Origin of the sequence: Streptomyces sp. NBC_00080, from assembly GCF_045041255.1 — a bacterium.
Taxonomy (GTDB): domain Bacteria; phylum Actinomycetota; class Actinomycetes; order Streptomycetales; family Streptomycetaceae; genus Streptomyces; species Streptomyces coriariae.
In genome coordinates this window covers 3,834,891-3,858,909 of sequence record NZ_CP108235.1, presented here as the reverse complement: position 1 = coordinate 3,858,909, position 24,019 = coordinate 3,834,891, and the positions used below count along the sequence as shown (strand labels likewise).

Below are 24,019 nucleotides of genomic sequence, written 5' to 3'. Positions count from 1 at the left end.
CCCGAAGGTGAAGACCCCGTGCGTACACCCGCGCCCGCCGCGCCGCGCCCCGCCCCGCGAAACGGGCTCGGCTGACGCCGACTCAGCACCCGGAACCGTCACCGGACTTGTCCCCGGATCCGGCCCCGGACCGGTCCGGAACCTGTCCCGGACCCGCCCGACGGCCAAGCCGCGGAGCTGCCGATCCGGGCCACGCCCGTCGCCCCGAACCGGCCCCGGGACCCGGAGTGGCCCCCGACCCGGACAAGCTTCCGGACCCGGACCGGCCCCGGACCCCGGACTAGTCCCCGGCCCGGGGCCCCTCCCCGCCCCCGTACTTCGCCACGTACTCCCGGGCCGCCGCCAGTGACTCCGCGTGCAGGGCCTCGCCCGCCGCGAGCAGCCGGGGCAGCAGCTCCCGGTGCGTGGTGGCGGCCTGGAACTGCATCCTGGCCGTCACCTCGTGCTCCGGCAGGTGGACGATCCGCACCGGATCCCCCGCGCGGATCTCACCCGGCACGACGACCCGCAGATAAGCGCCCGTGGCCGCCTTCTCGGTGAACCGCCGCACCCATCGCTTCTCGCCCACGTGGCCCTGGAAGGTGCGGCACGGTATCCGCCCGGACGTCACCTCCAGCACCACCTCGGGGCCGATCCGCCAGCGCTCGCCGATCCGCGCGCCGGAGACGTCGAGACCCGTGGTGGTGAGGTTCTCGCCGAACGCGCCGTTGGCCAGCGTGCGCCCCAGCTCGCGCTCCCAGTCGTCGAGGTCCTCGCGGGCGACGGCGTACACCGCCTGGTCGTCGCCGCCGTGGTGGCGCAGGTGGCACACGGTGTCCCCGGCCAGTCCGCTCCCCCCGACCCCCTTGGGGCCGGGTGCCGCGACCCGCACGGGTCCCTCGACCGGCCGCTTGTCGATCCCGGTCAGGCCCTGCGGCTGGTCGGTGTACGGCACGGCCTTCGGGCGGCCCAGATTGACAGACAGAAGCCTCATAGCGGCACGGTACGAGCCCGGGGGTCAAAGTGTCGACGCATTATTCGCGCGACTGTCCAAGGCTCGCTTATGCTCGGCGAATGATCGAGGCCCGTCATCTCCGCGTCCTGCGTGCCGTGGCCGCCACCGGCTCCTTCTCGGCGGCCGGGCGCGAACTGGGCTGCACCCAGCCAGCCGTCAGCCAGCAGATGAAGGCGCTGGAGGCGTCCGTCGGCACCCCCCTGCTGATCCGCAGCGGACGCGAGATGCGGCTGACCCAGGCGGGCGAGGCCCTCGTCCGGCACGCGGCCGGCATCCTGTCCGGACTGACCGCCGCCGAGGAGGAGGTCGCCGCCATCGCGGGGCTGCGCGCCGGCCGGGTCCGTCTGGTGTCCTTTCCCAGCGGCAGCTCCACCCTCGTCCCCACCGCCCTCGCCGCCCTGCGCGCGGCCCACCCCGGTACCCGGGTCTCCCTGGAGGAGGCCGAGCCGCCGAAGTCGGTCGAGCTGCTCCGCGAGGGCGACTGCGACATCGCTCTCGCCTTCCGCTACGAACGCGCGACGGGCACCCGCGACGCCGAGCAGGCAGGCGAAGGCGAGTGGGACGACCTGGTCGTACGGCCGCTGCTGACGGACCGGCTGGTCGCCCTCGTCCCCGAACGGCACCGCCTCGCGCGCACGGGACCCTCGGGGTCCGTCGCCATCGGCGACCTCGCCGGCGAACCGTGGATCGCGGGCTGTCCGCGCTGCCGCGGCCAGCTGGTCCAGGTGTGCGAGAGCGCGGGCTTCACGCCGCGCATCGACTTCGCGACCGACGACTATCCGGCGGTGGTCGGCCTGGTGGGCGCCGGCCTCGGCGTCGCCGTGCTGCCCCAGCTCGCGATCGAGTCCGTCCGGCCGCGTGGTGCCCGCGCGGTGACCCTGGAACCGGCGGTGCGGCGGGAGATCGTCGCGCTCACGCTGCCCGACCTGGCCCAGGTGCCGGCGGTGTCGGCCACGCTGGAGCAGCTGGGGCGGGCGGCGGCGCGCCTCGGCTGACAGCAACCGAAAACGGCGGGCACACGTGTGTGCCCGCCGTTTTGGAACCGCCGCTTCACAGCGCCTTGCAGAAACGTTCCTTCATGTGTTCGAGGAAGCGTCTCTCGCGCCCGACGACGCCGACACCAGGCGATTGCGCGCCCGGCCCATCAGCTCCTCGCGCTCGTCCTCGGTCAACCCGCCCCACACGCCGTACGGCTCGCGTACCGCCAGCGCGTGCGCCGCGCACTGCGCGCGGACCGGGCACCTCATGCAGACCTCCTTGGCCGAGTTCTCTCGAGCGCTCCGAGCCGCCCCGCGCTCACCCTCCGGATGGAAGAAGAGCGAACTGTCCACCCCGCGGCAGGCAGCCAGGAGCTGCCAGTCCCACAGGTCCGCGTTCGGTCCGGGAAGGCGGGAGAAATCTGCCATTGCGTGACCCCTTGTAGCCGTTCAGAGCGGATACGGTGCCCACGACCGTACAACTACGATCTAAGGAGATGAAAATATGACTCATTGCGAATCTAGCCTCAGACACCAGTAAAAGGGAAGAAATGGGGCTGAATGGGGCATCGCTTGTGATGAAAGCTTGAGGGTCCGCGTGGGCATCTCCTCTGTATCCGCCCCCTCACGTAGAGTGCCGAAGAATGCATGCGGCCCCGTAACTCTTTCGAGTGACCGTCGTTGAGAGTGCGGTGGCGGTTGAAAACACAAACGCTCGGGCAGGCGTCCGAGACGGTCGACCGCACAGGTGACGATTCGTAACAGCCTGGAGGCACAAGGTGACGCGCATCAGCTGCGGAGGGCGGCCATGACTTCCGTCCTCGTCTGCGACGACTCCCCGCTTGCCCGAGAGGCGCTCCGCCGCGCGGTCGCGACCGTGCCCGGCGTCGAGCGCGTGACGACGGCGGCCAACGGCGAGGAAGTCCTCCGCCGCTGGGGTGCCGACCGCTCGGACCTGATTCTGATGGACGTACGCATGCCCGGACTGGGCGGCGTCGAGACCGTGCGGCGGCTTCTGTCCGCCGACCCCGGAGCACGCATCATCATGCTGACCGTCGCGGAGGACCTCGACGGCGTCGCCCTCGCGGTGGCCGCCGGCGCCCGCGGCTATCTGCACAAGGACGCCTCGCGCGCGGAACTGCGGGCGACCGTCACGCAGGCACTCGCCGACCCGACCTGGCGGCTCGCCCCGCGCCGGCTGCGCTCGGCCGAGATGGGCGCCGCGCCCACGCTCACCGCGCGTGAGATTCAGGTCCTCGAGGGCATGAGCCACGGCCGCTCCAACGCGGAGATCGGCCGTGAGCTGTTCCTCTCCGAGGACACCGTCAAGACGCACGCCCGCCGGCTCTTCAAGAAGCTCGGCGCCTCGGACCGCGCGCACGCGGTGGCGCTCGGCTTCCGGTGGGGACTGGTCCGTTAGGGCGCGTCCGCGCCCTCCCGTCCCTTGCCGCCCGTCCTTGCGGGTCCGGAGCGGGACGGGGCCCGGTCCGGTTCGAGGCGGGGCGGCCCCCGGCCGTCCGGCAGATCCGACCGGGTTCGGGTGACATCCGTCATTCAGTGAGGAGAGCGGGGTCATGGGCGAACCTCCCTGCTCAGACGCGGTGCGGAGGCCGGACGAGGATCCCTCCCACCGCACGGCGGACGGGGGCGGCACAGGCTCTCGCCGGGTGCCCGCTGCTCGTTTCGCCGCGGATGCCGCATCCTTGAGGTGTGGAGTTCCTCGGGGACGAGTCGGTCGAGCGGGAGGGGAGGGCGCAGGGGATGAGTTCCGGCGCACCTGCTCATAACGCTTCGGTGCACAACGACGGGCACGGTGCCGCGGCCGGTCCGGCCGCAGTGCACCATGGACCGATGCGCGATGACGAGGCGGTCACTGCCGTGGGGACGATCGGGTCGCTCGTCCATCGCGCCGTGGACGGCGACGAGCAGGCCACCCACGACCTGCTGGCCCATGTCCACCCCCTGGCACTGCGCTACTGCCGCACCCGGCTGTCCCGGCTGCCCGGCGACGCGCGCCACTTCGTGGAGGACCTCGCCCAGGAGGTCTGTGTCGCGGTTCTCCTCGCGCTGCCCCGTTACCGGGACACCGGCAGGCCGTTCGAGGCCTTCGTCTTCGCCATTGCCGCACACAAGGTCGCCGACCTCCAGCGCGCCGCGATGCGCCACCCGGGCTCGACGGCGGTCCCCTCCGACGAGATGCCCGAGCGGCCGGACGACTCACTCGGCCCCGAGGAGCGCGCCCTGCTCAGCAGCGATGCGGAGTGGGCCAAGAAGCTCATGGCCAACCTGCCGGAGAACCAGCGGGAGCTGCTCCTGCTGCGGATCGCCGTGGGCCTCACCGCCGAGGAGACCGGCCAGATGTTGGGAATGTCACCCGGAGCGGTCCGCGTGGCCCAGCACCGGGCACTGAGCAGACTGCGCGCACTCGCCGAGCAGTAGCAGTCCGCAGCAGCCCCTTCGGAACAGGCGTCGATGAACAGGGCGCCGACCGTTTCCGTACGAACATACGAAGCCCGGAGTCACGCTCGACCGTGGAATTCGGGAGGTGCGCTTCCCGTTAGCATGGACATCCGCACCGATCAAGGCCATTTGGGGAAGGTGTCATGACTGCCAACGTCGACGGAGTGCCCGGAAAATTCGCGACCCTCGGGCTCACCTACGACGACGTGCTGCTGCTGCCGGGCCCGTCGGACATGGCTCCCGACGAGATCGACACCGCCTCGTACGTCTCCAAGAACGTGCGGGTGAACATCCCGCTCCTGTCCGCCGCCATGGACAAGGTCACCGAATCGCGCATGGCGATCGCGATGGCCCGCCAGGGCGGCGTCGGTGTTCTGCACCGCAATCTCTCCATCGAGGACCAGGCCAACCAGGTCGACCTCGTGAAGCGCTCCGAGTCCGGCATGGTGACCGACCCGATCACCATCCACCCGGAGGCCACGCTCGCCGAGGCCGACGCGCTGTGCGGAAAGTTCCGCATCAGCGGCGTCCCGGTCACCGACGGCAACAAGCGGTTGCTCGGCATCGTCACCAACCGCGACATCGCCTTCGAGACCGACCGCACGCGCCGTGTGCACGAGGTCATGACGCCGATGCCGCTGGTCACCGGCAAGGTCGGCATCTCCGGTGTCGAGGCCATGGAGCTGCTGCGCAAGCACAAGATCGAGAAGCTTCCGCTGGTCGACGACGAGGGCGTCCTCAAGGGCCTCATCACGGTCAAGGACTTCGTCAAGGCGGAGAAGTACCCGCACGCCGCGAAGGACGCCGAGGGCCGTCTGCTGGTCGGCGCCGCCGTCGGCGTCGCCGGTGACTCCTTCGAGCGGGCCCAGGCCCTGATCGAGCGCGGCGTCGACTTCATCGTCGTGGACACCGCCCACGGCCACTCGCGGCTCGTCGGCGACATGATCGCCAAGATCAAGTCGAACCACACGCGGGTGGACGTCATCGGCGGCAACATCGCCACCCGCGACGGCGCCAAGTCCCTGGTGGACGCGGGCGCCGACGCCATCAAGGTCGGCGTCGGTCCGGGCTCCATCTGTACGACCCGCGTGGTCGCCGGCATCGGCGTCCCGCAGGTCACCGCCATCTACGAGGCCGCGCTCGCCGCCAAGGAGGCCGGTGTCCCGGTCATCGGCGACGGCGGCCTGCAGTACTCCGGCGACATCGCCAAGGCCCTGGTCGCGGGCGCCGACACGGTGATGCTGGGTTCGCTGCTCGCGGGCTGCGAGGAGTCGCCGGGCGAGCTGCTGTTCATCAACGGCAAGCAGTTCAAGTCGTACCGCGGTATGGGCTCCCTGGGCGCCATGCAGACCCGCGGCGAGCGCAAGTCGTTCTCCAAGGACCGCTACTTCCAGGAGGGCGTCGCCTCCGACGAGCAGCTGATCCCCGAGGGCATCGAGGGTCAGGTGCCCTACCGCGGCCCGCTGTCCTCCGTCGTCCACCAGCTGGTCGGCGGTCTGCGCCAGTCGATGTTCTACGTCGGCGGCCGGACCGTGCCGGAGCTCCAGGACAACGGCCGCTTCGTCCGCATCACGTCCGCGGGCCTCAAGGAGAGCCACCCGCACGACATCCAGATGACGGTCGAGGCGCCGAACTACAGCCGCAAGTGACCCCCACGCGCGCGTGAAGCGTTCGTAAGGCGTACCGAGGGCGGCCCCCAAGACTCCGGGGCCGCCCTTGTCGTACCCGTCGGCGATACTGGAAGACGCTGCAACGCATCAGGGAAAGGCCACACACGTGACTGAGATCGAGATCGGGCGCGGCAAGCGCGGCCGCCGGGCGTACGCCTTCGACGACATCGCCGTCGTCCCCAGCCGCCGTACCCGGGACCCGAAGGAGGTCTCGATCGCCTGGCAGATCGACGCCTACCGGTTCGAGCTGCCCTTCCTGGCCGCCCCCATGGACTCGGTCGTCTCCCCGGCCACCGCCATCCGCATCGGCGAGCTGGGCGGCCTCGGCGTCCTCAACCTCGAGGGCCTGTGGACCCGGCACGAGGACCCGCAGCCGCTGCTCGACGAGATCGTCGAGCTGGACGCGCAGACCGCGACCCGCCGCCTCCAGGAGATCTACGCGGCCCCCATCAAGGAGGAGCTGATCGGGCAGCGCATCAAGGAGGTGCGCGACTCGGGCGTGGTCACCGCGGCCGCGCTCTCCCCGCAGCGCACGGCCCAGTTCTCCAAGGCCGTCGTGGACGCGGGCGTGGACATCTTCGTCATCCGCGGCACGACCGTGTCGGCGGAGCACGTCTCCGGCTCGCACGAGCCGCTGAACCTGAAGCAGTTCATCTACGAGCTCGACGTGCCGGTGATCGTCGGCGGCTGCGCCACCTACACGGCGGCCCTGCACCTGATGCGCACGGGCGCCGCGGGCGTCCTGGTCGGCTTCGGCGGCGGCGCGGCGCACACCACGCGCAACGTGCTGGGCATCCAGGTCCCGATGGCGACGGCGGTCGCGGACGTGGCGGCGGCCCGCCGCGACTACATGGACGAGTCCGGCGGCCGGTACGTGCACGTGATCGCGGACGGCGGCGTCGGCTGGTCCGGCGACCTGGCCAAGGCGATCGCCTGCGGCGCCGACTCGGTGATGATGGGCTCGCCGCTCGCGCGCGCGACCGACGCGCCGGGCCGCGGCCACCACTGGGGCATGGAGGCGGTCAACGAGGAGCTGCCGCGCGGGCAGAAGGTCGACCTCGGAACGGTCGGCACCATCGAGGAGGTCCTCACGGGCCCCTCGCACACGCCCGACGGCTCGATGAATCTCTTCGGCGCCCTGCGCCGCGCCATGGCCACGACCGGCTACAGCGAGCTCAAGGAGTTCCAGCGCGTCGAGGTGACGGTCGCGGACTCGGTGCACCGGCGATAGGCGCTTTTCCGTAGGACGTCGGCAGGGGCCGGTCAACTCACTCGGGTGAGGTGGCCGGCCCCTTTCGCATGCCCTTTCCCCTGCCCGCGTGAACCGGGGCGGGTCGGGACAGGGGCGCGCGGTTGCGTTCGGGACGGAACCGGTCTGGTCAGGGGGGTCGCGGGCGACAGCGTCCGGGTCGGCGCCCCAGATGTGTGGGGTGCCCCCTTCCAAGGACATCGCTCCGGACCCCGGCCCTCGGGGCCCGGCCCGAGTTCCTGAACGTGTCGTCCACCGGGTCATGGGCGGCGTCGTGGAAGGGGGCGCCCATGGGACGTCACCGCAAGCCCACCGCTGGGACCGACTCCGTCTTCGGACGGTGCAGTGCCGGAGGAGGTGGATCTTGCGTCTTTTCGGATGGTGAGCGGCCGCCCCCAAGCACACTAGGGGCGGACACTCCGTGATCCATCCTGGAGCCTGCCGCAGTATCGGCTGCGGTGGGCTCCACCTGTTTTCGGATGGTGAGCGGCCGCCCCCGAGCACACTAGGGGCGGACACTCCGTGATCCATCCTGGAGCCTGCCCCAGTGGCCACTGCGGTGGGCTCCACCTGTTTCGTACGTTACCGGCGGGCCGTGCCGTACGCCACCAGCCCCCGGAGCCCGGGACGGCCGTGCGCGCTCCGTTTCACAACCGGTGCGCCGCCCCCGTAGGGGTGGCTCCCCGCGTGTCCAGCAGCAGCTGCGCCTTCACCGACAGGCCCTGGAGGTCGTACGTCCGGTGCTGCTGGAGGAGGATCGTCAGGTCGGCGTCGGCGGCGGCCTCGTAGAGGGAGTCGGCGCGCGGCACGGGGCGGTCCAGGACGCTCCAGGACGGGACGTGCGGATCGTTGTAGCTGACGGCGGCGCCGAGCTCCATCAGGCGGATCGCGACCTCGCGCGCGGGGGTGTTCTGCTGGTCGGCGAGGTCCGGCTTGTAGGTGACGCCGAGCAGCAGCACGCGTGCGCCCCGGGCCGACTTGCCGTGCTCGTTGAGGAGGGCGGCGGCGCGCTGGACGACGTAGCGGGGCATGCGGCTGTTGACCTGTTGGGCGAGTTCGACCATGCGCAGCGGGCTGCCGGGGTGGCCGGTGCGGTCCAGGGGGACGGAGTGGCCGCCCACGCCGGGGCCGGGGCGGAAGGTCTCGAAGCCGAAGGGCTTGGTCTCCGCGCAGCGGACGACATCCCACAGGTCGACGCCCAGGTCGTGGCAGAGGACGGCCATCTCGTTGACGAGGGCGATGTTGACGTGGCGGAAGTTGGTCTCCAGGAGCTGCACGGTCTCGGCCTCCCGCAGGCCACGCGCGCGTACCACCTTGTCGGTGAGGCGGCTGTAGAAGGCGGCGGCGGACTCGGTGCAGGCGGGGGTGAGGCCGCCGATGACCTTCGGGGTGTTGGCCGGGTTGAAGGCGCGGCTGCCGGGGTCGACCCGGCTGGGGGAGTAGGCGAGGTGGAAGTCGCGTCCCGCGCGAAGGCCGGAGGTCTCCTCCAGCAGCGGCCGCAGGAACTCCTCCGTGGCCCCGGGGTACACGGGCGACTCGAGGATCACGGTGGTGTGCGGGCGCAGGTGTCCGGCGAGGGTGCGGGCGGCCGTCTCCAGCTGGCTCAGGTCGAGTCCGCCGTCCGCGTCGCGCGGGGTGGGGGCGCAGATGACGGCGGTGCGTACCCGGCCCAGCTCTGCCGGGTTGGTGGCGGGCCGGAAGCCTCCCGAGAGCATCCGGCGCAGTTCGGCGGGGCTGAGAGAGCCGGCCTCGGGGCCGGTGCGGTAGCCGATGGTGGGGATTCCGGCGGCCACGGCGGCCTGGGCCAAGGGCAGGCCGAACGGGCCGAGTCCGATGACGGCGAGATCTGCGGGCATGGCGTATGCCGTCCTTCCCAGTAACCGAGGTGGGACAGGTGCGCAAGCCCGGTGGACAGAGTGGACGAGCGCAATGTCAGACTAGGAGTAAATATGACCGTTATGCGGGATTGATCGACTGTGTTGGCCGGTTGTGTCGACCGGCCTGCTCGGGCGGTGTGCCGACCTGCGATGACCGGCCGTGTCGTCCGCCGCGCTCTCCGCCGTGTTCTCCGGAAGGCCGGTTCGGGTTCCGTGAGAGTTGTCCACAGGCTGGGGGCGAGTGGTGGCTGAAGCCGGGCATCAAGGTCAGAATTTGGGCATGAGGGATACGAACCGGATCTCGCCCTGAGGGTGCGGCCGGCGCGACCTACAGCGGGAGGCAGTGGTGAGGACAGCGACACTGGGGCCGGCGCAGCGAGCCGAGTCACTGGCAGCCATGGCCGAGCGGGAGCTGGACGTGCTGGTGGTGGGAGCCGGTGTGGTCGGCGCGGGCACCGCCCTGGACGCCGTGACGCGCGGCCTGTCCACGGGGCTGGTCGAGGCGCGCGACTGGGCGTCGGGCACGTCGAGCCGGTCGAGCAAGCTGATCCACGGTGGCCTGCGCTATCTGGAGATGCTCGACTTCGCACTCGTCCGGGAGGCGCTGAAGGAGCGCGGGCTGCTGCTGGAGCGGCTCGCTCCGCACCTCGTGAAGCCCGTGCCCTTCCTGTACCCGCTCCAGCACAAGGGCTGGGAACGGCTGTACGCCGGTTCCGGCGTCGCGCTCTACGACGCGATGTCCATGGCCCGCGGGCACGGCAGGGGCCTGCCGACGCACCGCCACCTGACCCGCGGTCATGCCCTGCGGGTCGCCCCCGCCTTGAAGAAGGACGCGCTGGTCGGCGCGTTGCAGTACTACGACGCCCAGATGGACGACGCCCGCTTCGTCGCCACCCTCGTGCGCACGGCCGTGGCCTACGGGGCCAAGGCGGCCAACCGCGCGCGGGTGACGGGCTTCCTCCGCGAGGGCGAACGTGTCGTCGGCGCGCGGGTGCAGGACGTCGAGGGCGGCGGGGAGTACGAGATCCGCGCCCGGCAGGTCGTCAACGCCACAGGTGTGTGGACCGACGACACCCAGGCGATGGTGGGGGAGCGCGGGCAGTTCCACGTCCGGGCGTCCAAGGGCATCCACCTCGTCGTTCCGAGGGACCGGATCAGCTCGTCCACCGGTCTGATCCTGCGCACCGAGAAGTCCGTGCTGTTCGTCATCCCGTGGGGCCGGCACTGGATCATCGGCACCACCGACACCGACTGGGACCTCGACAAGGCCCACCCGGCCGCCTCCAGCGCGGATATCGACTATCTGCTGGAGCATGTGAACTCGGTCCTGCGGGTGCCGTTGACCCGCGACGACGTCGAGGGCGTGTACGCCGGGCTGCGGCCGCTGCTGGCCGGCGAGTCCGACGCCACCAGCAAGCTGTCGCGGGAGCACACCGTCGCGCATCCGGTGCCGGGGCTGGTGGTCGTGGCGGGCGGCAAGTACACGACGTACCGGGTGATGGCGAAGGACGCCGTCGACGAGGCGGTGCGCGGGCTCGACCAGCGGGTCGCCGACTGCGTCACGGAGGACGTGCCGCTGATGGGCGCGGAGGGCTACCGGGCGCTGTGGAACGCGCGGGCGCGGATCGCCGCGCGGACCGGGCTGCACGTGGTGCGGGTGGAGCATCTGCTGAACCGCTTCGGGGCGATGGCGGAGGAGGTGCTGGACCTCATCATCGCCCACCCGACGCTGGGCGAGCCGCTCCAGTTCGCCGACGACTACCTGCGCGCCGAGATCGTCTACGCCGCCTCGCACGAGGGAGCGCGGCACCTGGACGACGTCCTGACGCGCCGCACCCGCATCTCCATCGAGACCTTCGACCGCGGCACGCGCAGCGCCCGAGAGGCCGCCGAGCTGATGGCGCCGGTCCTCGGCTGGGACAAGGACCACATCGAGCGCGAGGTGCAGCACTACGAGAAGCGGGTGGAGGCCGAGCGCGAGTCCCAGCGCCAGCCCGACGACCTGACGGCGGACGCGGCACGCCTGGGAGCACCGGACATCGTGCAGCTCTGACGTTCCGTTTCCCTGCCCGCCCGGGTCCCGCCCGGTCCTCGTCCGGGTCCTGCCCGGCCGCGTCGGGCCGGGGCCTGTCGGGTTCGGCTTTCGCATGGTCGTTTCACTCGAACGGGTGTAGCGATCCGGGATCTCCGTTCGGCACCGGCTCGTTCTACGTATTGCGAGGGCAGAACTCGGCGGCGAGCAGGGCCGGTTCGAGGGCGGGGTCTGCGATCGCCGTCGTGTTCACCCGAAACGTGAGGACACGCCGACCGTCGACGGTGGCCGCGGTGCGCACGTAGCTGCCGGAGATCCGGCCGTTGTGCCCCCACACCGTGACGCCGCACGGGAGCTTCGCGGGGAACAGGCCCATGCCGTACGAGCCGTGTGCGGTACGGGCGTCGAGCATCTCGCGCAGCCGGCGCGGGGGCAGCAGTTCGCCGCCGAGCAGCGCCGCGTAGAAGCGGTCCAGGTCGGTGAGCGTGGTCACCAGTTCGCCCGCGGCCCCGGCCACCCGCGGGTCGAGTTCGGTGACATCGGTCCCGTCCGGGTCGTAGGCGCGGCCGTGCGGGGAGGGCAGAGAGGTGCGGGAGCCTGGGAAGGAGGTGTCCGTCAGGCGCAGGGGAGCGATGATCCGCCGCTCCGCCTCCGTGGCGTACGAGCGGCCGGTGACCTGCTCGACCACCAGGCCGAGCAGGACGTAGTTGGTGTTGGAGTAGGCGAAGCGGCCGCGGTCGGCCGGAGGGTGGGTGACAGCGATACGGACGGCTTGCAGCGGGAGTACGGGGACGGTGCCCTCGGTGTCCCGGGTGAAGTCGTACAGGCCACTGGTGTGGGTGAGCAGGGAACGCAGGGTCAGCGCGCGCCCGTCGTTGCCCGCCCCGCGCACCAGGCCCGGCAGGTGCGACTCCACCGTGTCGGACAGTGACAGCCGGTGCTCGGCGGCCAGTTGGAGCACGACGGTCGCGAGGAAGGTCTTGGTGATACTGCCGGCCCGGAAGTGGTCGGACCGGGAGACGCCCGGGCCCGCCTCCGCGTAGCGGGTGCCGCTCTCCTCGCGGGCCAGCAGGGCGGCGGCGGGCGCCTTGCCCCGGGTGAGGAGCAGCGGCAGGAGGGAGTCCGTGGCGGGCACGGGGGTCGCCTGTGAGCCGGTCGTGAACAGGCCGAGGAGCGCGAGCGACACGGGTACGGCCACCATGCTGCGAAGCGGTCGCATCATGACTCCTCCCTTCTTCTCTTCACTCCCGGCAGGCTCATCATCCAGGGCCGGTCGCGCCTCACTTCATCGGGTCCCCGACCGACGAAAGGGGCTCGTGGGGGCTCCGTGGCCGGAGCGTGCTGCACCTTCTGGCCGGAATGCACCGCTCCTGAGTGCGGCCGGGAGGGGATGAGAGGCACCCTGGGCGTCGGGCACTTGTCGGGTGAGGGACAATGGAGGCTCTGTCAGGGCGGGTTGCATGAGGGGACGCATGTCGGAGGCGGAGCGGGCGGGAGCATCCCGTCAGGACAAGAGCGCACGTCTCCTCGCCGGGCGGTACCGGCTGGGAGACGTACTCGGCCGCGGCGGCATGGGGACGGTGTGGCGCGCCGAGGACGAGACCCTCGGACGCACGGTCGCCGTCAAGGAGCTGCGGTTCCCGGGGAACATCGACGAGGACGAGAAGCGCCGGCTGATCACGCGGACGCTGCGCGAGGCGAAGGCCATCGCGCGGATCCGCAACAACAGCGCGGTGACGGTCTTCGACGTGGTCGAGGAGGACGACCGGCCGTGGATCGTGATGGAACTCGTCGAGGGCAAGTCGCTCGCCGAGGTCATCCGTGAGGACGGCGTGCTGGAGCCGAAGCGTGCTGCGGAGGTCGGGCTGGCCATTCTCGACGTGCTGCGTTCGGCGCACCGCGAGGGCATCCTGCACCGTGACGTGAAGCCGTCGAACGTGCTGATCGCCGAGGACGGCCGGGTCGTGCTCACCGACTTCGGTATCGCGCAGGTCGAGGGCGACCCGTCGATCACCTCCACCGGCATGCTCGTGGGCGCGCCTTCGTACATCTCCCCGGAGCGGGCCCGCGGTCACAAGCCGGGCCCGGCGGCCGACCTGTGGTCGCTCGGCGGTCTGCTGTACGCGGCGGTCGAGGGCTCGCCCCCGTACGACAAGGGTTCGGCGATCGCCACGCTCACCGCGGTGATGACCGAGCAGTTGGAGGAGCCGAAGAACGCGGGTCCGCTGAAGGACGTCATCTACGGCCTGCTCACCAAGGATCCCGCGCGGCGGCTCGACGACGCCGGTGCGCGGGCGATGTTCAACGCGGTGCTGCACGCGCCCGAGCCGCGGCACGCCGAGCCGGCGGACGCGACGAAGGTCGTGCCGTTGCCGGTGCTGCCGGAGGCCGCCGGAGACAGGGGCAGTTCGGCGGGCACCGAGGCGGGCGAGAAGCTGCGCGGCGCGTTCCGCTCCGTGCGCAAGGCCGCCGTCGCGGCGGGCGCCGCGACCTCGGCGGCCGCGGCCCGCGCCAAGTCGACGAACGGCACGAGTGCTTCCGGTTCAGTGGGGGCGCCCGAGACGCGGAAGAGCGGTACGCAGCAGGACGGTGCGCAGCGGAGTGGCGCGGGCCGGGGTACCGGGGCCACCGCCGCCGCTCCGTCCGCCGCCGCGCCCGCGGCCCCGGTCTCCCGGGCCGCGAAGGGGTCGGCGCCGGCCCCGGCGTCCGGGCCGGTGTCCGGTGCGGCGCAGGCTTCGCCGTCCGTGCCGGCGGCGCGTTCCGGTTCCGATTCCGGTTCGGGCACAGGTGCTGGTGCTGGTGCTGGTTCCGGGGGTAATGGCGGCGGGGCCGGGCGGAGTTCCGGGTGGCCCGTGATGACGCCGCCGGATCTGCCGCCGCGGTCCGTGCCCAGGGCACCGCTGACCGATGTGGTGCCCAAGCGGACGCTGGTGATCATCGCCGTCGTGGTGGCGCTCGCGGTGCTCGGTACCGTGCTGGCCCTCACCCTCGGCGGTGGTGACGACACCGCCGGCGGCGCGAAGGGCGGCGGCGGTTCCCGGGCGGTGGCCGGCGGGAGCGCGAGCGCGAGCACGAGTACGAGCGCCGACACCAAGGAGGACGAGGACAACGGGACCCGTACGGACGGCTCGTCGTCCTCGGAGTCCGCCGCGTCCTCCGGTTCCGCGTCCGGCGGAACCTCCGCGTCCGGGGGTGCCGGATCCGGTGTCTCCGCGTCCGGGGACAGCAGGACGACGACGTACAAGGGCGGTCAGGGGTACTCGATCGGGCTGCCCACGGGGTGGAAGTACCAGTCCTCGGACTCCGCGGGCGATCGTTTCACCGGGCCCGACGGACAGAAGCTGCTCGTCGCCTGGACGACCACGCCCAAGGGTGATCCCGTCGCCGACTGGAAGAACCAGGAGCGCTACATGACGCGCTCTCAGTACAAGAAGATCCGAATAGAGGCGGTGGACTACCGCGGCTGGAACACGGCCGACTGGGAGTTCACCTACACGGACGGCGGGACGGCGTACCGCACCATCGACCGCGGCTTCGTCGTGAACGACAGCCTCGGGTACGCGCTGATGTACACGGCCAAGTCCGCCGCCTGGGGTACCGACCTGCGGCAGACCACGTGGACGACGTTGACGGAGACGTTCACGCCCAAGAAGTAGCGGCCGCCGAGTGGCCGCGTTCGGGCGTGAGATCTGGCATCCCCTCTTTGCGAGTTGCCTCCGGCACGTATCGTGAGTGCTTGCGGACCGTACGCATCCAGCTATACGGCCGGATACGGCTGTAACGGCACGCAACGCGAACGGAATTGACCGACCGGGCGGCCGGGGGAGGCAACGTGGACGACTACGCGGGTCGAGTACTCGTCGACCGCTACCGCCTGCCGTTGCCGCCCTCCGACGAGTACGAACTCACCGAGACGCGCGCCTTCGACACCTACAGCGGGCAGGAAGTCCTGGTTCGCCAGGTGCCGTTGCCGGAGGTCGTCGAGGCCGAGGTGCTCGACGCGGAGGGGTTGCCCGAGGGCTTCACGGCGCGCGAACGCGGGGCACGGGGGCCGAGGCCACGGGGCGTGGGTGTGGGCGAGGGGACGCGACGGCCCGCCGACCCCGTCGTCCGGCGTGCCATGGAGGCGGCGCAGGCCACGGCGAGCATTCCCGACCATCCGCGGCTCGACCAGGTCTTCGACGTGTTCGCCGAGGGCGGCTCGCTGTGGATAGTGAGTGAACTGGTGGCCGCTCGGCCACTGTCGGCACTGCTCGCCGAGAAGCCCCTGACGCCGTACCGCGCGGCCGAGGTCGCCTCCGACGTGCTCATGGCACTGCGGGTGCTGCACGCCCACGGCTGGGTGCACCGGAACATCACCGCGCGCACGGTCCTCGTCTGCGACGACGGGCGGGTCATGCTGACCGGCCTGGCGGTCGGCGCGGCGGAAGAGGCGCTGTGCGGGTACGACCCGGTGCCGGCGCCGGACGCGGCGGAGCGTGAGCGGGCCGCGGCGGCCCGGGGGAACGGAGACGCGGGCGGCCACGGCGGCAGCGTCGTCGGGCCCCGGACTTCCGCGACTCCGCCCCGACAGGGACAGGACGGACCGGGCGCTCTCGGCGGCCCGGGTGGTCCCGCCGGTTCCGGTGGCTCGGGGGACTTCGGTGGTTTCGCCGGTTCCCTCGGGGTCGGCCCCGGTGGGGCTGGGCTCGGTACCGGTGCGGTCGATCCCGAGGCCGCTCGGCGGGCCGCCATCGAGGCGCGGGCGTCCGGCGCGTTGCCGGTGCCGGCGGGTGAGCCGTCCGGTGGCGGCGGGGCGTCCGGGGCCGTGGCCCGTAGGGCGCCCGTGGAGACCGGCGGGGACATCCGGGCCGCGCGTGCCGGGGCGATCGCCGCGTACCGCGCGGGAGCGCGGGCGGCTGCCCGGGTGCAGGAGGCCCAGGAGGCGCAGCAGAACGGCCGTGCGGCCCTGCCCGGCGCCCGTACCCCGGGCGACGAGGGCCACGGGGCCCGAGGAGGCAATCCGCCCGGGCAGATCGCCGACCCCTACGGCGTCGAGGGCGCGCCCGTGCCCGGCCCCGCAGGGTACGGCCAGGGCCAGGGACAGCCCGCTCATCTCCACGCAGCCGGTCCAGGTCCCGGTGCCGGCGGCGCACCGTATGCCGTCCCTCCGGCGTCGCACCCTGCGCTCACGCCCGTCCCCGGTACTCAGGTGCCCGTACAGGGCCAGGGCCAGGGGCCGTCGGGCGAGGTGCGGGGCGGGGCCCGGTGGGACGAGTTGGTGGCCGGGACGCCCGGGAGCGTGCCCCGGCGCGGGCCCGCCACCGCGTTGGCCGCCGAGCGGGCACGCCAGGCGCGGATGGCCGTGGTCGGTCCGGTCACCGAACGCTGGGCGCCCGAGCAGGCCGGGCCGGTGCACGAGAACTGGCAGCTGGCCGCGCCGATCGGTCCCGCGACCGACCTGTGGGCGCTGGGCGCGCTGCTCTTCCGGGCCGTACAGGGGCACGCGCCCTACCCGGAGGAGTCGACGGCCGAGCTGGTGCAGATGGTGTGCGCCGAGCCGCCGGCCTTCGCCGAGGAGTGCGGACCGCTCAGGCCGGTCGTGGAGTCGCTGCTGCGCCAGGACCCGACCGAGCGCCTCGGCTTCGAGGAACTGCGGGGCTGGCTGCGTTCGCTGGTGCGGTCCGCGCCGGAGCCGGAGGCGGGCACGTACGTCGTCGCCGCGCCGCCGACCGATCCGCGCCGGCTGCCGATCGTCCGCCGCCGGGGTGAACTGGTGCGCAGACGCCGTGCCCGGCTGCCCGCCACCCACGCGCGGCACAAACGCGGCCGGCCGGAGACGAGCGGTTCGCCCCGCAGCCTGGGCCGCACCCTGCTGGTGCTGATTCTGCTCCTGCTGGCCGGGGCGATCGCGTACGCCCTGATGTTCATGCCCAAGGCGGGCGAGGAGGGCGCGGCCGGTACGGACGGCTCCCAGCGGACCGGGGCCACCGGAGCGCCGGGCGGCCAGGCTCCCGAGGCGAGCAGCGAACCCAGGCCCGACCAGACCTCGCCGGGCACCGGGGCCTCCCCGTCCTCCGCGTCCTCGGGAGCGGAGGCCACCCAGACGCAGACCGGCGGGTCCGGCGTGGAGGCCGCCGCCGGGTTCACCGTCCGCGCGGACGACGCCGGTTTCCGGGTCGCCGTGGCCAACGGCTGGGACCGCACCCCGAAGAACGGACGCGGCCAGGTCGTGTACACGCACGGCGGCTTCGAGCTGATCGTCGTACCCGGCCGCGACAGCGCGGCGTCGAACGGCAGCGACCCGATGATCTACCAGCGGGAGAAGGAGAGCGAGCTCCAGCCGTACCGTGACTCCAGCTGGGCGACGGCCTCCGGGCTGCGTACGACGACGGTGGGCGCTCGGACCATGGCCGAGGGGCAGTTCACCTGGACAGGTGGCGACGGGCGGGCGCTGTACGTCCGCAATGTCGCGATCCTCATCTCGGGGCGGTACCACGTCGTGCAGGTCAGGGGCCCGGAGGCCGAGCGGGACGAGGTCACCAGGCTGTTCGAGCAGGCGTCGGCCACCTACCAGTACACCGGCTGAGCGTCCGTCCGGTCCCACGGTTCCGTTCGGTTCCCCGCCGGCCGGGGAAGCGACAACCGTCACAGTGCTGTCACCTTGGCACCCTGCCGGTTCCCCGGAAGGTGCCCGGTCCTTAGGCTTGCGCTGTCAAGAGCATTGCGGGGCAACGTGAATCAGATGCAGGGCCTGCTCCTGGCGGGTCGCTACCGGCTCGCCGACGCCATCGGGAGCGGCGGTATGGGCCGGGTGTGGCGAGCGCACGACGAGCTGCTCCACCGGGCCGTCGCCATCAAGGAGTTGACGGCGGCGCTCTATGTCGCGGAGGGCGACCAGGCCGTCCTGCTGGCGCGGACCAGGGCGGAAGCCCGTGCGGCGGCGCGGATCAACCACTCCGCCGTGGTCACCGTGCACGACGTGCTCGAGCACGACGGCCGGCCGTGGATCGTGATGGAACTGGTCGAGGGCCGCTCGCTGGCCGACGCCGTCAAGGAGGACGGGCGGGTCGAGCCCACCGAGGCGGCCCGGATCGGTCTGTGGGTGCTGCGGGCCCTGCGCGCCGCGCACTCCGCCGGCGTCCTGCATCGTGACGTCAAGCCCGGCAACGTGCTGCTCTCGCACGACGGCCGCGTCCTCCTCACCGACTTCGGTATCGCCCAGATCGAGGGTGACAGCACCATCACCCGGACCGGAGAGGTGGTCGGCTCGGTCGACTACCTGGCCCCCGAGCGGGTGCGCGGTCAGGACCCCGGCCCGTCCTCCGACCTGTGGGCGCTGGGCGCGACGCTGTACACGGCGGTCGAGGGGCGGTCGCCGTTCCGGCGCACCTCGCCGCTGACCACTCTTCAGGCCGTCGTCGAGGAGGAGGCCGCCGACCCCCGGTACGCCGGCCCGCTCGGCCCGGTCATCACCGCCCTGCTGCGCAAGGACCCGGCCACCCGTCCCGACACCGCCGAGACCGAGCAGCTCCTCGCGGAGGCCGCCGAGGGCCGGCGCCCCAGCGGGGCACAGGCGTACGTGCCGACGCAGTACGGAGGGCCCGACCGCACCGCCGGGGGGGATCACTCCGGGGCGCACCCGCTGTCCCACCCGACGGCCGGCACCGCGTACGTTCCGGTGGCGCCGGAGGCGGCGACGCCCGTTCCCGGTCACCCCGCGACCTCCGCGACCGCCGTGGGACCGACGGACATCGGCCCGGGCCCGGACACCCGGCAGTCCCAGCCGCCTCGGCGCCGTCGTCGTGTGCTGGCGCTCGTGGTCGTCCTCGCCGCGCTGGTCGGCGGGGGTACGGCCGTGGCGTGGCAGAAGTGGGACGAGGGGCGGCAGGGCACCGGCGGGTCCGCGTCGGAGTCCACCTCGCCGAGCCCGAGCACCCCCGCCGGGACGAGTACCCCCGGCGAGCAGGGCGCCGACTCCTGGAAGGAGATCAACGACCCGCTGGGCTTCGGGCTCTCGCTCCCCAAGGGCTGGGAGCGGGACGTGTACCAGGACGACGGCGACCTCAAGCAGATCGACTACACGCCCGACGGCGGCGAGCACTTCATCCGTATCGCCCTCGACAGGTCCCCCGACTTCAGCGACCCGTACGCGCATCAGATCGACCTCGAACAGCAGCTCGAGCGGCTGGTCGCCTACAACCGGGTCACCCTGGAGAAGAACGTCTACCGGGACCGGGAGGGCTCCGAGTGGGAGTACACCTGGACCGCGCTGGCGAAGGACACGGAGTTCCCCGGGCCGCGCCGCGCGATCGAGGAGACGTACGTGTCCCGCGACGGCACCGAGTACGCGATCTACATGTCCTCGCCCGCCGAGGACTGGACCGAGGCGGCCAAGCAGTTCAAGACCGTACTGCAGAGCTGGCGGGAGCCGACTTCGTAGAGTTCCGCCCGTCCCGGTAGTTGGCCGGACGGCGCCCCGGAGGCGTGACGTCCGGTGGGGCATGATGAGCCCATGGGGACAGAGGGGGGCGGGGACGCCGTACGGGTCATCGCGGGCCGTTACCGGCTGGACGCGAGACTCGGGCGCGGAGGCATGGGGGTCGTGTGGGGTGCCACCGACCAGCTGCTCGGACGGCGTGTCGCCGTCAAGGAGCTGACCCGGGACGACACGCTCTCCGACGAGGAGGCGCGTGGCCGCCGCGACCGGACACTGCGCGAGGCCCGGGCGGTGGCCCAGCTGAGCCACCCGCACATCATCGTCGTGCACGACGTCGTCGAGGACGGCGAACGCCCGTACATCGTCATGGAGTTGATCGACGGCGGCTCGCTCGCCGACCGGATCGCCGCGCGGGGACCGATCGAGCCCGCCGAGGCGGCCCGGATCGGCATCGCCCTGCTCGGGGCCCTGCGCGCCGCGCACGCGGCCGGGGTCCTGCACCGGGACATCAAGCCCGCCAACGTCCTGCTCGAACGCGACAGCGACCGCGTCGTCCTCACCGACTTCGGTATCGCGCAGGTCGCGGGCGCCACCACGCTCACCGAGACCGGGTCGTTCGTCGGCTCGCCCGAGTACACCGCGCCGGAGCGGATGTCCGGGGCGCGGACCGGCGCGGAAGCCGACCTGTGGTCGCTGGGTGCGCTGCTGTGCACGGCGCTGAGCGGCGAATCCCCCTTCCGCCGCGACTCGTTGGGTGGCATCCTGCACGCCGTCGTGTTCGCCGAGATCCGGACGCCCGCGCAGGCCGAGCCGCTGCTGCCCGTCGTCCGGGGGCTGCTGGAACGCGATCCGGACCGGCGACTGACGGCCGAGGAGGCGGAGCGGCTGCTGCGCGGCTATCTGGACACCGGGCGTACGCCGACGCCGGTGTCGTCGAGGTACACGCCGACCCAGGCGGACCTGCCCCGGCCGCGGTGGGAGGCACCGGCCAGGGAGCGCTCCACGCGGGGCGTGCTCGTGGCCGCGCTGCTGGTCGCCGCGATGGCGGGGGCGGGTGTGTCGGCGGCGGCGCTGCTGCTGAACGGCGACGGCGACGGCGGGCGCACGCCCACGAGTTCGGCGCCGGGGTCCTCGGCGAGCGGCTCGACGAGCCCCACGCCCACCGGGGCCTCCTCGGCCACCCGCTCCCCGTCCGGCGCCACCCCGTCCTCCCGGCCCTCCCGGCCGGCCGCGTCCTCCACGGGCGGCTCCGCCTCCCCGGCCTCGGACGACCGTCCCGGTACGCCCACCGCCCCCTCCGGCTACCGGGTGGCGGTGGATCCCGCCGGGTTCTCGCTCGCCGTGCCGGAGGACTTCACCCGCGTACCGCAGGGCGAGCGGGTCTTCTACATGTCCCCCGGGCAGGTCTTCCGGCTCGGCGTCAAGGTCGCCGCCGCACCGCCCGGCGGCCCGCTCGCCGTGATGGAGTCGGCGGCCGCCAAGGGCTCGGACACCAACCCGGGTTATCACGACGGCCGGGTCACCGAGACCGGTCACGGCGGGCACCCCGCCGCCCTCTGGGAGTTCACCTGGAACGGCTTCAGCGCGGCGGAGGGGCCCCGGCACACGTACGACCTGTGCTGGGAGGAGGGCGGGCTGCTGTACGACGTGTGGGTGTCGGCGCCGGTCGGGAAGGTGCGGGAGGCGCGCGAGTACTTCGACGTCGCGGTCGACACGTTCACCGTATCGACCTAAAAGGGAGATAAGGAACGTTGCGCGTCACGGGTCTGTGACCGGTGGGGGCCGCCGGTGGATACCGGCCTGCCTGGCGCGATATGGATGGACCCATGAGTTTCGACGGGGGCGCCGGCCACGAGGCCGACGAGACGACGAGTTTTGTTCTGCAACCGCCCAGGCCGGCACCGCAGCAGCAGGCGGCGGTGCCCGTCCAGGTCGCCCCGCCGCAGGAGCCGGGCGTCGGGCGGCTCATCGCGGGACGCTACCGGCTGCTCGCCAAGCTCGGGCACGGCGGCATGGGCACGGTGTGGCGTGCCAAGGACGAGACGGTGGACCGCGAGGTCGCCGTCAAGGAACCCCGCGTACCGGACCACCTTCCCGAACGTGAACAGGCCAACGCGTTCGAGCGGATGCGCCGCGAGGCGCGGGCCGCGGCCCGGCTGGACCATCCGGCCGTGGTGAACGTGCACGACGTGGCGGTCGTCGACGGCCGGCCGTGGATCGTGATGGAGCTGGTCCACGGGCGCTCGCTCGGCGACGCCCTCCAGGAGGGCACGCTCGGGGCGCGCGAGGCGGCCAGGGTCGGCCTGGAGGTGCTCGGCGCGCTGGAGGCCGCGCACGCGGCGGGCATCCTGCACCGGGACGTGAAGCCGGACAACATCCTCCTCGGCCGCCACGACCGGATCGTGCTCACGGACTTCGGCATCGCCCAGATCGAGGGCGAGACCAACCTGACCGACACCGGCGGCTTCGTCGGTTCGCCCGAGTACATCGCCCCCGAGCGGGTGCTGGGCCAGCGCCCCGGTCCGGCCTGCGACCTGTGGTCCCTGGGCGTGGTGCTGTACGCGGCGACGGAAGGCGTCTCGCCGTTCCGGCGCAGCAACACCCCGGCCACGCTCCAGTCCGTCCTCAACGCGGTGCCCGCGCCGCCCGCCGCCGCCCAGGGCCCGCTCGCCGAGGCCGTCAACGGTCTGCTGGAGAAGGACCCGGCGCGCCGCCCGGCCGCCGCACGGGTGCGGGCCCTGCTGGAGGCTGCCGCGAACCCGCCCGCGCCTCAGCTCACCCAGGTCGTGCAGCAGGTGGAAGTCCCGCGTGCCAGGCGCCGGTTCGGCCGCGCGGTGTGGACCGGGCTCGGCGCGGCGGTCGTCGCGGCGGCGGTGGCGGCGTACCTGGTGCTCGCCGACCCGTTCGCGGGGCCGCTGCCGGACGGCTGGACGACGAAGCCCGAGAAGCCGGTCACCGCGACGCTGGCGGTGCCCGACACCTACGTACGCGGTGAGCCCGGTAAGAACGCCGCCGACGACGAACACTGGGTCAGCTACACCGACCCGAGCGGTGCCATCTCGGTGGTGCTGTCGGTGGACCGCAAGGCCGAGGACACCGGCCACGAGATCAAGGCCTCCGCGGCCGCCGAGATGTACGCCGACGACGGTGACTTCAAGGAGTCCGGCAGCTACCAGCTCGACATGCCGGAAGGGCCGAAGACCTCGACCGACGACAACCTGACCTTCCACGACCGCAAGGCCGCCGGGAACACGGTCGTCTACACCACCACCGACAGTCAGGAACCGGCCCCGCGCGAGCTCAGGATCCTGTACTACAAGTCCACCGGCGGTGACATGTACAAACTGATGATCGGCTACCCGGGCAAGGGCGACTTCACCCGGCGCGGCCGCGAGGTGGCCGACACCGCGATCGCCAACCTGAAGATCGACAAGCTCTAGGCCGGTCCCTGGCCGGTGGTGGCCCGGTACCGTCCCGGGGTCGTCCCGAACTCCCGGCTGAAGGCGTGGGAGAGGGCGTACGGGCTGCCGTACCCCGTCTCCCGGGCCACCGCCGCCAGCGGCGCGTCCGTGTCGCGCAGCCGTGCCGCGGCGAGTGTCAGCCGCCACCACGTGAGGTACGCCATCGGCGGACGGCCGACCAGCGCGGTGAAGCGGCGCGCCAGCGTCGCCCGGGAGACCCCCGCCCGCGCCGCGAGACTGTCGTTGGTCCAGGGCGCGGCCGGGTCCGCGTGCAGCGCGCGCAGCGCGGCCGTGGCCACCGGGTCGCCGAGGACGGCCGGCCAGGTGCCCGTCGCGGCCCGCGCCAGCCACGCCCGGACCATGTAGACGAGCAGCAGGTCGAGCAGGCTGGGCAGAGCCAGGGAGGACCCCGGCCGGCGGCCGTCGAGCTCATGGGCCAGCAGGTCGACCGCGCCACGGAGTTCGGACGGCCGGCCGACCCGGTTCGCCAGGTGCACCACCTGGGGCAACTCCGCAAGGAGCGGGTGCGTACGGCTGCGGTCCAGCCGGTACTTGCCGCACAACAGCTCCACGTCACCCGCCGTGTGACGCGGCCGGACCTCTTCGAACGGCACCGCACGTGCCGCCGTCGCCGCGTCCACCGGCCCGTCGGCCAGCACGTGCCCCGCACCGTGCGGCAGCAGCACGACGTCCCCCGGGCCGAGGGGGATCCCCGTACCGCCCTCCGGCAGCAGCCAGCAGCTCCCCGCCAGGACGACGTGGAACCCGGCCCCCTCGTAGGAGGCGATCCGGGTGCACCAACTCCCGCTCACCCCCAGCCGGTCGGAGTGCGGCCGTCCGGTGCGTACCGAGGAGATCGCGTCGCTCACCACGTCCATGA

At 72.5% G+C, this 24,019-nt stretch carries 16 protein-coding genes; 11 read left to right on the top strand and 5 right to left on the bottom strand.

The genetic code is table 11. The annotated features are described in order from the left end of the window. Nucleotides 1-280: 280 nt before the first annotated feature. Nucleotides 281-973, bottom strand: coding sequence for an MOSC domain-containing protein (locus OHU34_RS16930; protein ID WP_142265771.1), 693 nt, complete (start codon nucleotides 971-973; stop codon nucleotides 281-283). A gap of 80 nt (nucleotides 974-1,053) precedes the next feature. On the opposite strand from OHU34_RS16930, the gene OHU34_RS16925 reads away from it, so the two are divergent. Further along, nucleotides 1,054-1,989, top strand: coding sequence for a LysR family transcriptional regulator (locus tag OHU34_RS16925; protein ID WP_230194885.1), 936 nt, complete (start codon nucleotides 1,054-1,056; stop codon nucleotides 1,987-1,989). Between the two features lie 81 nt (nucleotides 1,990-2,070). On the opposite strand, the gene OHU34_RS16920 is transcribed toward OHU34_RS16925, so the two are convergent. Further along, nucleotides 2,071-2,400 (bottom strand): WhiB family transcriptional regulator, encoded by a 330-nt coding sequence (locus tag OHU34_RS16920; protein WP_020132152.1) that lies wholly within the window; start codon nucleotides 2,398-2,400, stop codon nucleotides 2,071-2,073. 379 nt (nucleotides 2,401-2,779) lie between these two features. Between OHU34_RS16920 and OHU34_RS16915 the strand changes: the two genes are divergently transcribed. The 4 genes from OHU34_RS16915 (at nucleotide 2,780) to OHU34_RS16900 (ending at nucleotide 7,332) form a co-directional block, all read left to right on the top strand. Then, nucleotides 2,780-3,391 (top strand): response regulator transcription factor, encoded by a 612-nt coding sequence (locus OHU34_RS16915; protein WP_003948568.1) that lies wholly within the window; start codon nucleotides 2,780-2,782, stop codon nucleotides 3,389-3,391. 431 nt (nucleotides 3,392-3,822) lie between these two features. Beyond that, nucleotides 3,823-4,410, top strand: coding sequence for a sigma-70 family RNA polymerase sigma factor (locus OHU34_RS16910; protein WP_028807228.1), 588 nt, complete (start codon nucleotides 3,823-3,825; stop codon nucleotides 4,408-4,410). A 164-nt stretch (nucleotides 4,411-4,574) separates the two neighbouring features. Further along, nucleotides 4,575-6,080, top strand: coding sequence for an IMP dehydrogenase (guaB, locus tag OHU34_RS16905; protein WP_020132150.1), 1,506 nt, complete (start codon nucleotides 4,575-4,577; stop codon nucleotides 6,078-6,080). A gap of 127 nt (nucleotides 6,081-6,207) precedes the next feature. Next, the gene (locus tag OHU34_RS16900) at nucleotides 6,208-7,332 is read left to right on the top strand and encodes a GuaB3 family IMP dehydrogenase-related protein (RefSeq protein ID WP_057602914.1); all 1,125 of its coding nucleotides are present in this window, start codon (nucleotides 6,208-6,210) and stop codon (nucleotides 7,330-7,332) included. A gap of 665 nt (nucleotides 7,333-7,997) precedes the next feature. Here the strand turns inward: OHU34_RS16900 and OHU34_RS16895 are convergent. Next, entirely contained in the window at nucleotides 7,998-9,206 is a 1,209-nt protein-coding gene (locus tag OHU34_RS16895; RefSeq protein ID WP_230194884.1) for a nucleotide sugar dehydrogenase, read from the bottom strand. Between the two features lie 367 nt (nucleotides 9,207-9,573). On the opposite strand from OHU34_RS16895, the gene OHU34_RS16890 reads away from it, so the two are divergent. Continuing rightward, complete coding sequence (locus OHU34_RS16890; RefSeq protein WP_142265774.1) at nucleotides 9,574-11,280, top strand: glycerol-3-phosphate dehydrogenase/oxidase; 1,707 nt, start codon at nucleotides 9,574-9,576, stop codon at nucleotides 11,278-11,280. A gap of 154 nt (nucleotides 11,281-11,434) precedes the next feature. Here the strand turns inward: OHU34_RS16890 and OHU34_RS16885 are convergent, their stop codons facing one another. Next, nucleotides 11,435-12,478: a serine hydrolase gene (locus tag OHU34_RS16885; RefSeq protein WP_142268009.1), complete on the bottom strand. Its 1,044-nt coding sequence runs from the start codon at nucleotides 12,476-12,478 to the stop codon at nucleotides 11,435-11,437. Nucleotides 12,479-12,731: 253 nt separating this feature from the next. Between OHU34_RS16885 and OHU34_RS16880 the strand changes: the two genes are divergently transcribed. From OHU34_RS16880 to OHU34_RS16860, 5 genes are all read left to right on the top strand, one after another. Next, a complete protein-coding gene (locus OHU34_RS16880) occupies nucleotides 12,732-14,915 on the top strand; it encodes a serine/threonine-protein kinase (RefSeq protein WP_142268010.1) in 2,184 nt (727 codons plus the stop codon). A 176-nt stretch (nucleotides 14,916-15,091) separates the two neighbouring features. Further along, on the top strand, nucleotides 15,092-17,827 hold the full coding sequence (locus tag OHU34_RS16875) for a protein kinase (protein ID WP_405767030.1): 2,736 nt from the start codon (nucleotides 15,092-15,094) through the stop codon (nucleotides 17,825-17,827). Between the two features lie 156 nt (nucleotides 17,828-17,983). After that, the gene (locus OHU34_RS16870; RefSeq protein WP_142265776.1) at nucleotides 17,984-19,681 is read left to right on the top strand and encodes a serine/threonine-protein kinase; all 1,698 of its coding nucleotides are present in this window, start codon (nucleotides 17,984-17,986) and stop codon (nucleotides 19,679-19,681) included. A 72-nt stretch (nucleotides 19,682-19,753) separates the two neighbouring features. Further along, nucleotides 19,754-21,412, top strand: a complete 1,659-nt coding sequence (locus OHU34_RS16865) for a serine/threonine-protein kinase (protein WP_142265777.1) — start codon at nucleotides 19,754-19,756, stop codon at nucleotides 21,410-21,412. A gap of 92 nt (nucleotides 21,413-21,504) precedes the next feature. Beyond that, nucleotides 21,505-23,118, top strand: a complete 1,614-nt coding sequence (locus tag OHU34_RS16860; protein WP_142265778.1) for a serine/threonine-protein kinase — start codon at nucleotides 21,505-21,507, stop codon at nucleotides 23,116-23,118. On the opposite strand, the gene OHU34_RS16855 is transcribed toward OHU34_RS16860, so the two are convergent. Continuing rightward, nucleotides 23,115-24,017, bottom strand: a complete 903-nt coding sequence (locus OHU34_RS16855) for an AraC family transcriptional regulator (RefSeq protein ID WP_405767026.1) — start codon at nucleotides 24,015-24,017, stop codon at nucleotides 23,115-23,117. The genes OHU34_RS16860 and OHU34_RS16855 overlap by 4 nt on opposite strands. Nucleotides 24,018-24,019: the final 2 nt, after the last annotated feature.

Bases quoted from the DNA above. Each gene is read 5' to 3' on its own strand.
- OHU34_RS16855 (WP_405767026.1), bottom strand. From the start codon at position 24,017: ATGGACGTGGTGAGCGACGCGATCTCCTCGGTACGCACCGGACGGCCG.
- OHU34_RS16915 (WP_003948568.1), top strand. From the start codon at position 2,780: ATGACTTCCGTCCTCGTCTGCGACGACTCCCCGCTTGCCCGAGAGGCG.
- OHU34_RS16870 (WP_142265776.1), top strand. From the start codon at position 17,984: ATGCAGGGCCTGCTCCTGGCGGGTCGCTACCGGCTCGCCGACGCCATC.
- OHU34_RS16925 (WP_230194885.1), top strand. From the start codon at position 1,054: ATGATCGAGGCCCGTCATCTCCGCGTCCTGCGTGCCGTGGCCGCCACC.
- guaB (WP_020132150.1), top strand. From the start codon at position 4,575: ATGACTGCCAACGTCGACGGAGTGCCCGGAAAATTCGCGACCCTCGGG.
- OHU34_RS16895 (WP_230194884.1), bottom strand. From the start codon at position 9,206: ATGCCCGCAGATCTCGCCGTCATCGGACTCGGCCCGTTCGGCCTGCCC.
- OHU34_RS16910 (WP_028807228.1), top strand. From the start codon at position 3,823: ATGCGCGATGACGAGGCGGTCACTGCCGTGGGGACGATCGGGTCGCTC.
- OHU34_RS16885 (WP_142268009.1), bottom strand. From the start codon at position 12,478: ATGCGACCGCTTCGCAGCATGGTGGCCGTACCCGTGTCGCTCGCGCTC.
- OHU34_RS16880 (WP_142268010.1), top strand. From the start codon at position 12,732: ATGTCGGAGGCGGAGCGGGCGGGAGCATCCCGTCAGGACAAGAGCGCA.
- OHU34_RS16920 (WP_020132152.1), bottom strand. From the start codon at position 2,400: ATGGCAGATTTCTCCCGCCTTCCCGGACCGAACGCGGACCTGTGGGAC.
- OHU34_RS16860 (WP_142265778.1), top strand. From the start codon at position 21,505: ATGAGTTTCGACGGGGGCGCCGGCCACGAGGCCGACGAGACGACGAGT.
- OHU34_RS16930 (WP_142265771.1), bottom strand. From the start codon at position 973: ATGAGGCTTCTGTCTGTCAATCTGGGCCGCCCGAAGGCCGTGCCGTAC.
- OHU34_RS16865 (WP_142265777.1), top strand. From the start codon at position 19,754: ATGGGGACAGAGGGGGGCGGGGACGCCGTACGGGTCATCGCGGGCCGT.